Genomic DNA, 14,907 nt, shown 5'->3' with positions numbered 1-14,907 from the left:
GATCTCGCAACTCAGGGAAGGTCGTCGACGATCACCGACAGGAACGACGCGGAGGTGGGCCGGTCGGCGTCCAGAGAACTGAACAGGCGCCGCAGCGCGTGAGCCAGACACGACTCGTCCAGGTTCTCGAAATCTTCGAGTGTGATGTCGCGTAGATCTATCAGCAGATCCGGGTACGCCGAATTCATTTCCCGCATTTAACGACCCCTCAGGCCCGCTTTACCAGTACAGATCATGTCCGTTCACGTCCTGGGACCTCTTCGCCCGCGCCCGCCATGTCCGGTTTCCCGGCGACCGCGACCATCCTCCGGGTCCACCATCGGTTGGTCACGTAGTGGAGAAGGTTCACGACCAGGATCGCCGGGCCGATGATCGCCACCGCCTCCTCGAAGTCGGGGCGTAGGGTCAGCGCCAAAATGATGGCGGTGATGCCGTTCTGCTGGCCGATCGCAAGGAAGACGCGGTCTCCGCGCGACAGACCCCGGCCCGGCATCACCAGGCTGACGATGGCCTGCCCGGCGAACGCCGCCACGCCGAGGACGACCCCCTTGAGCAGGTCGACCCCCTCCACGAGCAGCAATCCCAGGGCGAACGCCGACAGCAGGAAACACCAGAAGACGAGACGGTCGACGAGATCCCCGATCGCGGGCCGCCAGAACAGGCCGATCAAAGCGAGGCCGAGCATCAGGTAGAAGTGCCCGGCGAGGAACACGAAGCCGAGCAGGGCGACCGCGAACGGCCAGACCGGCAGGGTGCTCTTCCGGTCCGCCGCGCGCCGGTGGACCAGGAACCACCACAACGCTCCGGCCAGCACGGCGAACGCCAGGTTCGCCGAGATCCCGGCGGCGAACGAGCCGAGCCCGTCACCCCCCGCCGTCGGCAGGCCGCTTTCCTCGCCCGACCAGCTCAGGGCGAGGGAGGAGAAGTAGAAGGTCAGCAGAACCGTCATCGGGTCATCGAACGAGGCCCACGCGAACAGCAGCGACTTCGCCCTCGCCGACATCAGCGAGCTCTTCTGCAGGGCGGCCACGGAGAGGGGGTCGATCTGCGCGACCGCGATGCCCAGCACGAGGTAGCGGGGGTCACGGAAAAACAGCAACATCACGCCCGCGATGAAGACCGCCTTGAAAACGACTCCGACGGTCACGACGAGCAGGACCGTCCGCAGGTGCTCGCGTGTTTCGGCGAGGTCGATGGCCGAGGTGCTCGCGTACAGGCCGACTGCGAGCAGCAGGCCGGCCGCCTCCAGGTAGAAGCCGGTTCCGGCGAGGCCCTCGGCCCCGACGGCGAGTGACAGCAGGTAGCCGAGCAGTGCGAAGCCGCAGCCCAGCACGAATGGTGGGACGCCCCACAGCCGCTCGGTCATGGCCGTTCCCATTCCGGCCGGGCGGGAACGCGTCCTCCCGGAAACCGGAACCGCAGGAGTTTCGCGAGGTCGGTGAGGCGTTCTCCGGCCGCCGCGACGCTCGCCTGATCGAGCGTGAGCCCCACGAGCACGGCCTCGTCGTTGACTCGCAGGTGATAGAAGGCTCCCGCCTCGGCCTCCAGCACCGTGCGCACCAGGTCGCTGCCGAGAGCCGGGGCGAGGTCGAACTCGAGCTGCCGCACGACGGCGTGGGCGAGGCCGGCGAACTGCGCGAGGTGCCGGCGTTTGGACGGCGCGTCGATACGGGTGAGGAACCTTCCCATCCGTGGGTGGGCGAAGAGATCCGACGCCAGCAACGGCTCGCTTCCCCGAAACAGCGCCACATGGTGGACGTCATGGGGGTCGAGGACGTTCTCGGCCTGGTCGGCGATGTCCTCGTCCAGCGAACCGATCCACCGCCGGACGAAGCGCCTGACGTCCGGGACGCTGCCGCCGGCACGGGCGAGTTCCTCCCCGGTGACCGTGCTGGTGGCCGCTCCGGAGTACCCCTGGACAAGTCGTGCTGCTTCCGCGAGCGCGCCGAGGACGGGCCCCGCCTCGGCGGCGAGTTTCTCGGCGAGGCAGGCTCCCACGAGATAGTCGTCATCGGCGACGGAGCAGTAGTGGAGCGCGCCGTGACCCGAGTCGAACGCCGCGCGCAGGAGCTTTCCGGCGCACTGCGGCCGCATGGCGTGGTCTAACCTCCCGATGACGAAACGCAGGTGCCGGGAGGTGCGCAGGAGGTGCCGCCTGAGCGCCTCGGCCGTGGCATCCGGCACTTCCAGCCCGCCCAGCCGACGGTCGGCCTCAAGGATGTCGGTGGCGAAATAGCAGTAGCCGTCGACGCTGTAAGAGATGTAGTGCAATGCTCCTTTCCCGAGGGTCACATCACACTGACGCCGGATCGTGTCGTATTGCGGGCCCAACCAGCCATAGCGAGTCTCTTTCACCGCTGGACGGTCCTGGCCGACGGAGAAAGCGGCGCTGGGATCCTCGGCCATCCGGCTCCTTCCCCTGGTACGAGCGGCCGAGAGACCCGTGATCGGAAGGCCGCGCTCCGGTGCCACACCGGCCAAGGCAGAAAGAGGATATCCAAGTTCCCACAACAATGCCATGAAAAGATCTTGGATCGATTCAAAAAGGGATCACCGATTTCGGGCATCCAAAATCCCCGACCGGGGCGTGTGGGAAATCGCCGCAGGCAAAGCGACTTATCGCAGCGACCAGCAGCAAAGCTGGTCTTATAGGATGGTCGCGTAAGGAGCGCCTCCAGCCAGTGCCGCAGGCGCGACACTGAGGTATCACGCCGCGAACATTGTGAGGCGGTATGGAACCTTGCTTTTTCACCAGCAGTGCAGCGGGCGAGGACACCGACTGGGTTCGCCGTTTTCATGACGATCTTGAAATGGTGCTTCGCACCCTCCGTGGGTCCCACATCTTCGGAAGGCGCATCACCACCGGCGAACGGACCGCGACAGTGGCTTCCGTTCCCGCGATGGTCGCCCTGATCTCCGAGAGCTACCTTTCCGACCCGCTCTGTCAACACGACTGGTCGCTGTTCAACAGCCGCATGACATCCCACTCCGGCACAGGCGTTCCGCTCATACCGCTGCGCTGGAAAACCCCCGTTCCCACCCTTCCGCCCGCATTCCACCCCATGCCCGCCCCCTGGACGGCCTTCGACGACCTCCCCTACGCCGACAGCGGCATCTTCCACCTCATGCGCAGGCAGGTGAACGAGGGACCGGGCGGCTACTACGCCACCGTCAGGCGGACGGCGGAACTCGTCTCCGCCGCGATCGCCCAGCCGCTTCCCGCGCTCTCCCCGATTCCCGAGGAGCAACCGCTTCGTCGTCCTACCGGACAGGTGCCCACCACCCCGCCCACCGGCATCAAGAGCGAACCAGGGAGCAAAGGAGCACGGAAGGTCGCGATCAGCTATGTCGGTGCCGACCAGCCCTGGGCGGAATGGATCTCACACCTCCTCCAGAGCGAACCGGCGAACCACGAGGTCTCCCTGATCAGATGGCGGGTCGGAGCGGGCGAGCCGCTGTCGCAGGCCATCGCCCGCGCCGGGCACGGCAGGAAACGCGTCATCGCGGTGCTCTCCGACCAGTACCTCACCGCCCCCACGCGGACACTCGACACCAAGGAGGGCGAGAACATCGAGACCGCCCTCGCGGACGTGCCCGGGGCCACCGCGGGCATCGTCAAAGTGCGGATCGCCGGGTCGGCCCACCTCCCCGAGACCCTGGAGAGAACCTCCATCCGGCTCGACCCCGAAGACCAGCAAACGATCGAGAGACTCCTCGAAGCCGTGCGATGACACACCACACCTTCAGCGGCCGCCCCCTGAGCCGCCCGCCACGACTCCCCTTCGAAGAGCCACCGGTGTGCCGGCGCCCGAGCCGCAACCCCCTCTTCAGCGGGCGCGATGACGAACTCGACGCCCTCAGCGAAATGGTCACGGACGGGCCGGCGGCGATCATCGCCGAACCGGGCCTGGCCCGGGCCGGCCGCACCGAACTCGCCCTGGAGTACACGCACCGGTTCGCGCTCCGCTACGACGTCATCTGGTGGTTCCCCGCCGGAGCCGACCTGGCGGCGGAGTGCGCACGGATCGGCCAGGAGGTCGCCCGGGCAGGTCTCCGGCCCGTACCCTCGCGAGGCTGGCTGTTCGTCTTCGAAGGCCGGTCGCGCTTCGCGGATTTCAACGAGCACCTTCCCTCGTCCGAGGCCCATGTCATTCTCGTCCCCAAGGACGCCGGGGACGCCGGGGACGCCGGAGACAGGGACGGCCAGAACACGGGGAAGATCGTGCTGGGCGCTCTCAAGGAGAACGAGTCGCTGCTCCTCCTTTCCCAGGTCGCCCCGCTGATCAACCCCCAGCAGGCGAAAGAGATCGCAGCCCTGCTGGCCCACCGTCCCGCGCCGCTGACCGAAGTGGGCCGGATCATCGCCGACGGCCCCATGGACCCGCACATCTGCGCCAGGCTCCTACGGCTCGGGGCGGAATCCGGCGGCCCGGCCGTCCCCGTCCCGGCCGTCGCGGATCTGGTGCCGAAACCCCGGGTCAGCGACGGCGAGCCCCAGCGGGTCGAAGACGACCTCGCCCAGACGCTGGACAAACTGCCCATCCTCGATGATCCGCAAGCCCAGACCCAGCTCTCGGAGCGCATCTTCGGAAGGCGCACCATGCCCTGGCAGACGAACCCCTACCCCGCCGTACGGCGAAGGGGCCTGATCATGGCGTGCAAAGACCAGCGCCGTCTCCGCAAGGCGGGAGAAGCCCTTCGGGAACTAGCCCAAGACCCCGCTGCGGACAATGCCAAAATCCTCTTTGAAAGGCTCGCCGACCTCATCGGTGAATAATCGAGCCGGCCAGCGTCTTTTCGGTGTGTCCGGCCCGGGCACCCGCTGTGTCTTTGGTGCAAATTTCACAGACCGGTGGTAAGCGCGGGGGTATCCTGACGCGAAGTCGTGCGCAGATTTCCCGACGTACGTGTTCGCGGCTTTCCCAGTTCTCGCACGGCCAAAGCGGCGAATGCGCGGTACCGGATGATCGAATCAGCAATACCGACCGAATTCGTTGTCAAGGTGCACAGCCGGTGTGATCTGGCCTGTGACCACTGCTACGTGTACACCATGGCCGACCAGGGGTGGCGAAACCAGCCCCGAGCCATCGGCGACGCCGTGGTCGTGGCCATCGCCCGGCGCATCGCCGAGCACGTCCGGGATCACGACCTCCTCCTGGTGCGCCTCATCCTGCACGGAGGCGAGCCGTTGTTGGCCGGGCCGGAACGCCTGGCCTCGATCTCCGACACCGTTCGTACCGAGGTGGCGAGGGTCGCCGGCCCCGCCCCGGACGGTCGGGGCCGGGTCGGGACCGTGGTGCAGACCAACGGTGTGCGGCTGACCGCCGCGGCCCTCGAAACCTTCGACCGGCATGACATCAAGGTCGCCGTGAGCCTCGACGGCACCCCGGCCGCCCACGACCGGCACCGGCGGTTCCGCGACGGTAGGGGCAGTCACGGCGAGGTCACGGCGGCCCTCGCGCTCCTGCGGGAACGTCCGCACCTGTACGCCGGGATCCTGTGCACGATCGACCCGCGCAACGACCCGGTCGAGACCTACGAGGCGCTCCTCGACCACCGGCCGCCCGCAGTCGATTTCCTGCTGCCCCACGGGAACTGGTCGGCCCCACCGCCGGGCCGGCCTCCCGACCGTTCCGCGTCGGTGTACGCGGGCTGGCTCATCGCGGTCTTCGACCGCTGGTTCTCCGCGCCCCGCCGGGAAACGAAGGTGCGGCTCTTCCAGGAGCTGGTGCATCTCCTGCTGGGCGGCGCGACGCGCAGTTCACTGGTCGGGACGGCACCGCCCGGCGTCCTGGTGATCGAGACCAACGGCGCCATCGAGCTGTCCGACACGCTCAAGTCGACCTATCCGGGGGCGGCGGCCACCGGGCGGCACGTGTTCTCCCACACGTTCTCGGCGGTCACCGCGTCGGCCCACGTCAGGGACATGGAGCGCAGGTCCACCGAGTGCCTCGGCTGCCCGCTCCTGCGGGTCTGCGGCGGCGGTTCCCTGGCCCACCGGTACGCGGCCGGATCGGGATTCGTCAACCCGTCCGTCTACTGTGGCGACCTGTCGCGGCTGATCCGCCACGTGCAGGCGGAGGTCGTGGCGGGGCTGGCCGGAATGAGGGCAGCGCCATAGACGTCCGCTACCACCAGGTCCCCGAGCCGGTCGTGCTCGAACTGGCGCGGGGACGGGCCGGCCCGGAGGCCGTCAGGCTGCTCACAGCGGCGCAGCACAGCAAGCGGAAGCTGCTGCTGCGCGGCTTGATCCAGGTGAGCACCCCGGCCGACCGGGTCACCGGCGCCGGTTACGCGCTCCTGCTCGCGGCCGAGCGCGCCGACGCGCGAGCCGTCGCCCGGGTCCTCGACTACCCGGCGGTCGGGGCGTGGCTCTGGCACACGCTGAAGAGCGTCCGCGCAGGCGGGCCGCGCACACCCGTGCGGCACATCGCCGCGGTCGCCGCCGCGGCCGCCCTGCGGGCGCGCGTGGACTTCACGCTGGACATCGCCCCGGGCGGTGACCTGCTCCACCTGCCCTCGCTCGGCGCCGTGCGGCTGCCGGGGCGGACCACCGAGCCGGTGGTGGTGCGGGCCTCCGGCGGGATCGCCCGGATCACCTGGGCGGATCGCGCGATCGACCTGCCCGAGGACCTCACGGAACCGGACGGCGTGTGGCAGCCGGTCCGGAGGCTGTCGCTGCCCGGGGACGGCAGCGGCTGGCACCCCGTGCTCGACGACCTGCACCCGAGCCGGTTCCCCGCGCTGCCGGTCAAGGAGCGCCTCACCGAGGACGCCTTCGCCGCCTGGCGCCGGAGCCTCGGCGCGGCGTGGTCGGTCCTGCGGCGCGACCACCGCGAGCGTGCGGAGGAGATCCAGGCATGGGTGCGGGTGCTGGTGCCCCTCGCTCCGCCCCGGCAGGGCTGGCGGAGCGCCTCGTCGCCGGAGCTCTTCGGATGCATCGGCTGGTCGCGCATGAGCGACCCGGTCACGCTCGCCGCCGCCCTCGTGCACGAGACCCAGCATGTGAAGCTCTCGGCGCTCCTCGACGTCGCCGCACTGGTCCGTGACGATCACACCGACCTCTACTACGCGCCGTGGCGGGAAGATCCCCGCCCTCTCCACGGGCTGATCCAGGGCATCTACGCGCATCTCAGCCTGACGGACTTCTGGCGCCGCCGGCGCGAGTGCCGGCCGGAGTCCCTGCGGGCCCACGCCTCCTTCGCGCGGTGGCGCGAGGACACCCGGCGGGCCTGTGCGGACGCCCTGAACGGTGCCGGGCTCCATCCGCTCGGCAGGGTGTTCGTCGAGGAGGTCGCGCGAACGCTCGGGGAGTGGTCGGCCGAACCGGTTCCCCCCGAGGCCGGTGCGCTCGCCGCCGAGGAGTCACGGCTCCACCTCACCCGGTGGCGGCGGAACCACGCCCCGTGACGGCCGCCCTCACCCCTCGGCGCCGCGCAGCAGGCCGGCCAGCTTCTCCACCTGCTGGTCGGCCGCCGCCACGCTCGACTGGTCCAGGGTCACCCCGATGACGGAGCGGGTGTCGCTGATCCGCAGGTAGTAGAGCGCGCCCGCCTCGACGTCGAGGACCGTTCGGTACAGGCCACCGCCGAGTGACACGCCCAGGTGCGGGCTCAGCTGGGCGATGACCGTGTACAGCAGGCGCCCGATCTGGAGGTAGCGGAGGCGACGGGAGGCGGGGGTGACACGGGTGAAGAACTGTGCAAGGAATTCGTTGTCGAAGATGTCCCCGGCGAAAATCAGGTCAGGGCCTTCGAAGTAAGCGAAATAGTGCAGGTCACGGCGGTCCAGTGCGAGGAGGCACCGCTCCATGAGTGCTCTGTCGGCATGCGGGGCGAACTGCCGGTTGTACCGGGGCTCCTCCGCGGTCATCGAGATGTGACCGAGCGAGAACTCGTCGGCATAGGAGCCGTAGTTGATGGCCCCTCCCCAGCCGCTGTCGATACGCAGCCGCTCACTCAGTTCCGCCATCGCCCGGTCGGCGTCCTCGACGCCGGTGCGGTCCAGTCTCGCGCCGACGAGGTACTCGTCCTCGACGGTCGAGTAGTAGAACAGCGCACCCTCCTGGACCTCGAACACGGCGCGGATGAGGCGTCCCGACCGCAGCGGGCGCAGGGCGTGATCCAGGCGGCCGACCACGAAGTTCAACTCCTGGCCGTTCGTCAGGAGCTGCGCGCGCCGGAGTTCCGCCGCCTCCTGGCTGTCGATCATCTGGTCGCCGTAGCGCTGCTCGGCGGTCAGTACGTCGCAGCAGTAGGCGCACGAACCGTCCACGAAATAGGCGAGGAAATGGACCTTGCGCGAGAGGACGACCTTGCGACACAGCTCCCGCGAACTCTCGCTCTGCGAGATTTCGCCGGACTCCCGCCAGGAACGCAGGGTTCTCCCGAAAGTGCGCTGGTAGAAACCCGCTGGAAGACCCTCCGGTCCGGGTGTGTGGAAATCGGTCATGCTCACTCCGTGGGTAGTTTGGGTCAGATCCCCGGCAGGTCCAGCTCGATTTCCCCACGCGTTTCGTCGCTCTCGCGCCCGGCGAGGAGGCTGCGAGTGTGGTCGAGGTTCCTTCTGGCCACGGCGGCGTGGGGGTGCTCGCCGTCCTGCGGGCGCCCGCGGAGCAGGCTGCCCAGCGCCTCGGCGGCCGCGGAATCGAGCGCTTCCGCCTCATGACGTCGCGCGGAGTCCGTGATGAGGGAGTTGGCCAGCCCGAGGCCGACGATGAGCGTGAACGGATGTGTCCTGCCCAGAGACGAGCTGTCCGCCAACCCCTGGTAGGCGGTCTCGGCCGCCTCCAGGGCCAGGTCCCCCGAGCCGACCGCGCGGGCGTAGACGGCAAGATTCGCGCGGCACAGCGAGATGAAAGGGTGCACCGGCGGGAGAAGACTCTCCATACCGTCCACGTACTTGCGCGCGAGATCCAGGGCTTCGCCGCTGGATCCTTCGGCGTGGAGCGCCGCCGCGAGACTGACCGCGGAGGTCAGCGTGTACAGGTTGTCCGGCCCGTAGATCGCGTCGATTCCCTGGTAGGCGGTCCGCGCAAGGGCGGCCGCATCAGAGTGCCCTAGCCCCCGGAGCGAGATCGACAGCGCGTTCAGCAGCTTGAACCCGTCCGGGCCGTCCATGCTTCTCGTCGTGACCCGCCGCTGCCTGGCCATCTCCAGCAGTTCCCGGGACACCTCGTACTGGCCGAGCTGTCCGTACCGGATCCCGAGGCTGGTGACGGCCCTGATCGTGCGAGGGTGCAGGTCACCGAACACTCCTTGCAGGATGCGGTAGATCTCCTGGTTGAAGGTGAGGGCGCCGTTGATGTCGCCCGTCAGCACCAGGTCCAGCGCGAGGTTGTTCGCGGCTCCCAGCGTGTCAAGGTGCTCGTCGCCGAGGGCGATCCGCATCGTGGTGTGGATGTTCGCGTCGTTGCCCTTGGCGAGAAGGAAGTCGCCTCTGCCCCGGTAGTCCGCGGCGAGACTGCCCTGGGTCTTCAGCACGTGCGGATGGTTCAGCGGGAGCAGGTTCGTCTGACGTTGCAGGACGTCCTGGTCGATCCGCATGCACTCTTCGTAGCGGCTCCTGGCCCGTAGCACGTTGGCCCACTGCACCCGGAGCCGGAGCAGGAGCGGGTCGTCTTTTCCGAACCGGGCGGCCCACTGCTCTATCAGAGCAGGAGCGACCCGTTCCACCTCCGTCAACTGGTTCTGCCTGTAGTGGAACCTCAGGGTGTTGACGATCGCCCTGCGGATCTCCGTGCCCCAGGAGGACGTCTCACGACTTAACATCCCGGCCGGTTCGAGGTGCAGGGCGACCTCCCGGTAGACGCCGTCGTGGCGCGGATCGTCGATCTCGTGGTCCGGCGGCGCGAAGGCGGCGACCAGCTGCTGAATCCGCTCGCGCAGGCTCTCCCTCCGCTCCTCGGACAGCCGGTCGATGACCGCCCGGCAGGTCTTCTGGTGAACCGACAGGCGTCCCGTGCGCTGATCGATCCGGGCGAGCCGGTACTTGCTCAGCAGGCCGAGCAGTTCACCGAAGGTCCGGTCCCCGGACCTGACCGTCTCGTCGGCCTCGGCGATGGCCTCGACCATCGCCCGTGAACCGAGCAGTTCCTGGTTGGCGCCCCGGGCGGCCAGGAACACCGAGCAGTGCAGCAACAGGTCCGCCCCCGGGGACACCCTCGCCAGGTCGGGGAGCACCATGTCGAGGACCCGGGCGAGCGGAGGCGAGGTGTCCTCCCCGGCCTCCAGGCGCTTCAGCAGTTGGATCGCCAGGTCCGTCGAGCCCCGGTAGGTGATCTGGCTCGGGCCGACATCCATGTAACCCTTGAGGTACTGGATCGGCAGCGGCTCGTTCCTGACAGCGTCGCTGAGATCGGTGGCGACGGGCTTCAGGATGTTGTTGCCCTTCGCCCTCCGTGCGAGCAGTTCGCTGGCGTCCGCTCCCGGCAGGTGCTCGACCCTGATGACGTCGGCCCGCTCCGCCCACTGCTCGTCCCGTGACGTCACCAGGACCTGCCCGCCGGGCCCCGGCACCGCGAGCAGGTCGAGGAGGCTGTCGTCCTTGGGCGCGTCGTTGTAGACGAGCAGCCAGCGCAGGGTTTCGGGGGTGTTGTCGGCGCCGCTCCCGTCCGAACGGGTGTTCTGGATGGCCTCCGGAACCTCGCCTCTCTGGAGCTTGCGGAGCATCACGTGGACGGCGTCCTCCGCCTGCTCGCCACCGAGGAAGCCACCGGCCAGCCGTTCCAGCTCCTCACGGGCCGATCCCGCGTTACGGGCCTCGATCCACCAGACGATGTCGAACTGGCTGCGGTAACGCCAGGCGTACTCCAGCGCGATCGCGGACTTGCCCAGGCCGCCGGGAGCGACCAGCGCCATCGGACGCCCGTTCCGTCCCGAGGCGGGGAGTTGCTCGCGCAGCCGCGCGATGATCTCGTTCCGCCCGACGAACTCGCGGTCCTGGGCGGGCAGGCTGTCGAGCGCCGGATACCGCGCGGGGTAGCGCACGGACAGGCGGCCCGCCGGGCTCTCCTGCCCGAGGTCGCCGAAGCGGCGGCCGAGTTCCTGGCGGGCTCCCGCCTCGGGAAGGAAGAGCAGGTCGATCACGTGGGAGGGCAGCACGGCGCCTTCGGAGAGCTCGCTCACCTTGGCGCCCACGACGTCACGGGACGGGGCGGACGCCCCTGGATCCGCCGTGACATGCCAGAGCGCGCCGGCGAGATTGCTCTCCGGTGTCCCCTCGAAACCGGATGACATGACCACGAGCAGCGGGCTGGGGTCTTCGGAGAACCGGAGAACGTCCGGGCTCTCCCCGTCGCCGACGACCTCCACCGACGTCTCGACGCCGAGCCCGTGGAGCACCGCGCCGATCCACTCCCGCCAGACCACGTCGCATGGCGCGCTCAGCAGCCCCACCCGGGGGCGCTGGTTCCGGAGGCTCCGCTGCACGCGGTGGAGTTCCTCTTCCCGGGCGTGTTCCTCCAGCGGTATGACGCGGAACTCCTCCTCGCCCAGCACCGCGGCCGTGATGTTCTCGTAGGGCTTGATCATCGCGTAGAGATGCCGCGGGTCCTCGGCGACCGCGGCCATGGTCTCGGCCCTGCCGTAGGTGGGCCAGGCGGGCACCTCGGTCCCGTTCCAGTACCGGTCACGCGACGCCGGATCGCCCACGGGCAGTCCCTCGTAGGCGGCTCTGATCCGCCTGCGCATGAGGGACTGATCGCGTGGGTCGCGGGCGTCCACGCGCCCGCTCACCGGCAGGACGCGCAGATCGGCCCCCGCTCGTGCGACGAGCTCGTCCAGCTTGGCGCGGCTGGGCCGGAGCCCGTCCTCCGTCCCGGGGAAGTAGTAGACGAGGACGTCGAGAAGTTCCAGGGCCGCGTCGGCGAGGTCGGGCGAGCCCTGGTCGGTGTCGATCAGAATGTGATCGAAATCGGCGTTGCGCAGGCTCGCGCCCATGTCCTTGATGAAGTCGGCCCGCACCGGCTCCGAGAGGAAGCGTTCCCAGGTGAAAGGCTCGTCGCCACCACCGTTGTCCGGTACCCGGTCGCCGCGGGCGAGGAACTCCACAGGGGGCGGGAGAGCCGGATCCCGCCAGTCGAAGTTCATCTTCAAGACCACCGCCTGGTCGGCAAACGGGATCGCGGGGGCCTCCCAGCCGTCGTGGTCCCCGCTACCGGGGAGCCAGGAGCGCTCGTACTGCTCGGCGAGTTGCCGGAGCCCGGAGTCGGGACGGACGTCCATGTAGGGGCCCAGGTGGCGCAGCAGCGTCGGAGATCCCTGGTGGTCCGTCCAGTCGACGATGAGCACCCGGCGGCCGTGGCTGCCGAGGATCCAGGCGATGTTCGCGAGCCCTTTGGACACGCCCAGTCCGGACTGGTAACCGCGGAAACCCACGATCTTGTGAACGATGTCCCCTCTCATCAAACGGACTCTCCGCTCTACATGTGACGATCTGGTGAAGACCTACAACGCTCTGATGACCCCGAATTAGCACTCTAATCGCACGAACGGAAAGTCAAAGGGCCTTACGCCACTAGGAATACCCCGGGAATTTTGTCCACATCCGGCCAATCGGTCACGGGACACATAACGGCGTTTCGGGCATCCACATCAAGGATGATCTATAACGCAGCCTCCATACCATACGATATACCGCGTGAAAATCTTAACGGCGATGCCACTCACCCGGTCGGGAACTCTGGTCATACCGCTAGGGAAGGGGCCCTTGGCGCGCAGATGGATACCCTGAGGAGTTTCACCGTCTACGATGAGCCTTCAGGCGGTGGAACAGGTTCGTCCCGACGGCCCTCATCCACCCCCACCACGCTCTCCGTCGGAAGACCTTTGCGAGGTGGCTCGGGGTTGTACTTCTTGACCAGCAGTGCGACCGGAGAAGACACACCCTGGGTGCGCCGGTTCCAACAGGATTTAGAGCGTGAGCTCCACGCCAGGACGGGCAGGCCCGCCACAGGGCGGTGGGTCGGGCAGGCAGGAGACAGGCTCTCGGCCGTCGCGTCCACCCCAACGATGATCGCTCTTATTTCTGATCGCTACTTCGCGGATCACCGGTGCGGGAGTGACTGGGCGATTTTCTCCCAGCGGACGCGTGAATCACCTCGGGGCTTTCGTTCTCTCATCCCGGTGAGATGGCGACATCTCACCTCGGTCGTTCCCCGATCCATCGAGCCCATGCCACGGTTCTGGAGTTCGTTCGGCGCGGAGCCCTACCGCTCCCTCGGGGTGCAGCATCTGATGCTGCGGCAGATCACGTCGGGGCAGGGCGGGTACCACGGCGTCCTGAAAGCCGTTGCCTCCGAGGTGCTCACCGGCGCCGGCGAGGCGCCGAGCCCGGCGGACCCGGAGCGGGCCGGAGCCGTCCGGCCCGCGTTCGGGGCGGCACCGGACCTCGAAGCGGTGCCGGCCCGCTCCACGAGAACGTCCGAGCCATCGCACGGGTCAACGGAAACCATCGCCATCAGCTACGTCGGGGCCGACCTTCCCCGGGCGGAATGGATCGCCGAGTTACTGATGAGACACGGTCTCCCGGCCCGGCTCGTGAAATGGAACGTGGGGGCGGCCGAGCCGCTCCGCGAGGCGCTCGGCAGGGCTTGGGCGAGCGGCGAACGCGTCGTCGCCCTCCTCTCCCGGGACTATCTGTCGCCGCCGGCCCTCCCGCCCGGCTCCCTGGAGGAGATAACGGCGATTCTGCGTGATGCCGGGGCGCCCCGCTCCGAGGGAGCCCCTCGCCTGATCAAGGTGAGGATCGACGACGGCGACGAGCTTCCGGAGGCACTCGCCGCAACAACGATCTCTCTCTACCGGCTCCGCAGAAGCGCTCTCGGCCGGCTGCTACAGGAATTAGGATCCGCCGCGCAGGAGGTGGCCCCATGAGCCCGGCGAATCCCGCCCCCTTCGTGTTCTTCACCAGCTACGCCAGAAACCGCAACGAGAAGCAGGTGGCACGGTTCCACGAGGACGTGTCGAACTGGGTGCGCTCGGAAATGGGGCGAGGAGTCGGTGAACCGGGCTTCCTCGACCAGCGGAACATCCCCCCTGGCCACGACTGGGAGTACACGCTCCTCCACAACACCGCGACGGCGGGATGCATGGTGGCACTGGTCAGCGAGAGCTACCTGACCAGCGGATGGTGCGGAAGGGAATGGGGCGTGTTCAACGACCGTATCCACCGCTCCGCCCCGCACGGACCCCCCGGGATCCCGGCCATCATCCCCGTCCGCTGGGAGCAGATCCACAGCACGCTGCCCAGCGTGATCAGTCGCAGCCAGTTCTTCAGTCCCGCGACACCAGGGTCCGATCTGAGCCGGCGTCCGATCATCGAACTCCAGGCCCTCTATCCCGAGGTGTACGCCGCACTCTGCCTCGACCTCGCCAAACAGATCGCCGTGGCGGCGCGCCTCGCGCTACCGCCGATCGACTGGAGGGAGGCCGCCGCGGTCCCTCCCGCGTTCGGCGACCCCGCCACGGCCACCCCTCCCGCACCGACTGGCCCCTCCCGCCCCGCCACCCCTGCCACGACCGCACGGACGAGCACGGGAGGCGGCTCGACCGTGTCGAATGAGGATCTGAACCAGGAACTCGTGCGGCTTCTGGCGGGCCTGACGCAGCTATCAGAAAGCGATTTCTTCGAGACGTGGAAGCAGGCGGTGCAGCGGCGAAAGGAACGGCACATCTCGCCCGGCCTCATCGGCCTGCCTGACAGCCGCTACCCGGGGGCGAGACTATGGGGCCTCGTCGACTACTTCGACCGCACCCGGAACGAGCACTTCTTTCGTGGCTCAATCAACGACCTTGGTGACCTGATCGGCCACGAACCCGCCATGGCCGCCATCCTGGCCCAGACAGAAAAGATCATCAATTCGTGGGAATGATCCTTTTCCCTCGGGGGTCTTGTGGTCCGCGGAGG

11 protein-coding genes are annotated in these 14,907 nt (G+C 68.3%); 6 read left to right on the top strand and 5 right to left on the bottom strand.

Annotated elements, in window-relative coordinates; all coding sequences use genetic code 11:
- Positions 1-11: 11 nt before the first annotated feature.
- Genes DPM19_RS35240 through DPM19_RS13645 form a run of 3 tightly spaced genes read right to left on the bottom strand, consistent with a single transcriptional unit; the run spans position 12 to position 2,406 of the window.
- Complete coding sequence (locus DPM19_RS35240) at positions 12-188, bottom strand: hypothetical protein (protein WP_158566781.1); 177 nt, start codon at positions 186-188, stop codon at positions 12-14.
- 44 nt (positions 189-232) lie between these two features.
- Positions 233-1,366 carry a hypothetical protein gene (locus DPM19_RS13650; RefSeq protein ID WP_111867083.1) on the bottom strand — a complete coding sequence of 378 codons (1,134 nt, stop codon included), beginning with the start codon at positions 1,364-1,366 and terminating at the stop codon, positions 233-235.
- Complete coding sequence (locus tag DPM19_RS13645) at positions 1,363-2,406, bottom strand: hypothetical protein (RefSeq protein WP_111867080.1); 1,044 nt, start codon at positions 2,404-2,406, stop codon at positions 1,363-1,365. Before DPM19_RS13645 ends, DPM19_RS13650 begins: the two co-directional genes overlap by 4 nt.
- A gap of 656 nt (positions 2,407-3,062) precedes the next feature.
- On the opposite strand from DPM19_RS13645, the gene DPM19_RS13640 reads away from it, so the two are divergent.
- The 4 genes from DPM19_RS13640 to DPM19_RS13625 all read left to right on the top strand — a co-directional run bounded on the left by DPM19_RS13640 (position 3,063) and on the right by DPM19_RS13625 (position 7,410).
- A complete protein-coding gene (locus tag DPM19_RS13640) occupies positions 3,063-3,731 on the top strand; it encodes a toll/interleukin-1 receptor domain-containing protein (RefSeq protein ID WP_158566780.1) in 669 nt (222 codons plus the stop codon).
- 65 nt (positions 3,732-3,796) lie between these two features.
- Positions 3,797-4,777: a hypothetical protein gene (locus DPM19_RS13635; protein ID WP_111867076.1), complete on the top strand. Its 981-nt coding sequence runs from the start codon at positions 3,797-3,799 to the stop codon at positions 4,775-4,777.
- A 186-nt stretch (positions 4,778-4,963) separates the two neighbouring features.
- Entirely contained in the window at positions 4,964-6,121 is a 1,158-nt protein-coding gene (locus tag DPM19_RS13630) for an FxsB family cyclophane-forming radical SAM/SPASM peptide maturase (RefSeq protein ID WP_111867073.1), read from the top strand.
- Between the two features lie 32 nt (positions 6,122-6,153).
- Positions 6,154-7,410, top strand: a complete 1,257-nt coding sequence (locus DPM19_RS13625) for an HEXXH motif domain-containing protein (RefSeq protein WP_158566779.1) — start codon at positions 6,154-6,156, stop codon at positions 7,408-7,410.
- Positions 7,411-7,419: 9 nt separating this feature from the next.
- On the opposite strand, the gene DPM19_RS13620 is transcribed toward DPM19_RS13625, so the two are convergent.
- A complete protein-coding gene (locus tag DPM19_RS13620; RefSeq protein WP_146778854.1) occupies positions 7,420-8,451 on the bottom strand; it encodes a hypothetical protein in 1,032 nt (343 codons plus the stop codon).
- Positions 8,452-8,474: 23 nt separating this feature from the next.
- Entirely contained in the window at positions 8,475-12,404 is a 3,930-nt protein-coding gene (fxsT, locus tag DPM19_RS13615; RefSeq protein ID WP_111867065.1) for an FxSxx-COOH system tetratricopeptide repeat protein, read from the bottom strand.
- Positions 12,405-13,235: 831 nt separating this feature from the next.
- Between fxsT and DPM19_RS35235 the strand changes: the two genes are divergently transcribed.
- Positions 13,236-13,874, top strand: coding sequence for a toll/interleukin-1 receptor domain-containing protein (locus tag DPM19_RS35235; RefSeq protein ID WP_158566778.1), 639 nt, complete (start codon positions 13,236-13,238; stop codon positions 13,872-13,874).
- The gene (locus DPM19_RS13605) at positions 13,871-14,872 is read left to right on the top strand and encodes a toll/interleukin-1 receptor domain-containing protein (RefSeq protein WP_111867059.1); all 1,002 of its coding nucleotides are present in this window, start codon (positions 13,871-13,873) and stop codon (positions 14,870-14,872) included. The genes DPM19_RS35235 and DPM19_RS13605 overlap by 4 nt, the downstream gene beginning before the upstream one ends.
- Positions 14,873-14,907: the final 35 nt, after the last annotated feature.

Origin of the sequence: Actinomadura craniellae, assembly GCF_003289645.1 — a bacterium.
Taxonomy (GTDB): Bacteria; Actinomycetota; Actinomycetes; order Streptosporangiales; family Streptosporangiaceae; genus Actinomadura_D; species Actinomadura_D craniellae.
This window is presented reverse-complemented; position numbering and strand designations above follow the sequence as displayed.

Bases quoted from the DNA above. Each gene is read 5' to 3' on its own strand.
- DPM19_RS13645 (WP_111867080.1), bottom strand. From the start codon at position 2,406: ATGGCCGAGGATCCCAGCGCCGCTTTCTCCGTCGGCCAGGACCGTCCA.
- fxsT (WP_111867065.1), bottom strand. From the start codon at position 12,404: ATGAGAGGGGACATCGTTCACAAGATCGTGGGTTTCCGCGGTTACCAG.
- DPM19_RS13620 (WP_146778854.1), bottom strand. From the start codon at position 8,451: ATGACCGATTTCCACACACCCGGACCGGAGGGTCTTCCAGCGGGTTTC.
- DPM19_RS35240 (WP_158566781.1), bottom strand. From the start codon at position 188: ATGAATTCGGCGTACCCGGATCTGCTGATAGATCTACGCGACATCACA.
- DPM19_RS35235 (WP_158566778.1), top strand. From the start codon at position 13,236: ATGCTGCGGCAGATCACGTCGGGGCAGGGCGGGTACCACGGCGTCCTG.
- DPM19_RS13605 (WP_111867059.1), top strand. From the start codon at position 13,871: ATGAGCCCGGCGAATCCCGCCCCCTTCGTGTTCTTCACCAGCTACGCC.
- DPM19_RS13630 (WP_111867073.1), top strand. From the start codon at position 4,964: ATGATCGAATCAGCAATACCGACCGAATTCGTTGTCAAGGTGCACAGC.
- DPM19_RS13640 (WP_158566780.1), top strand. From the start codon at position 3,063: ATGCCCGCCCCCTGGACGGCCTTCGACGACCTCCCCTACGCCGACAGC.
- DPM19_RS13650 (WP_111867083.1), bottom strand. From the start codon at position 1,366: ATGACCGAGCGGCTGTGGGGCGTCCCACCATTCGTGCTGGGCTGCGGC.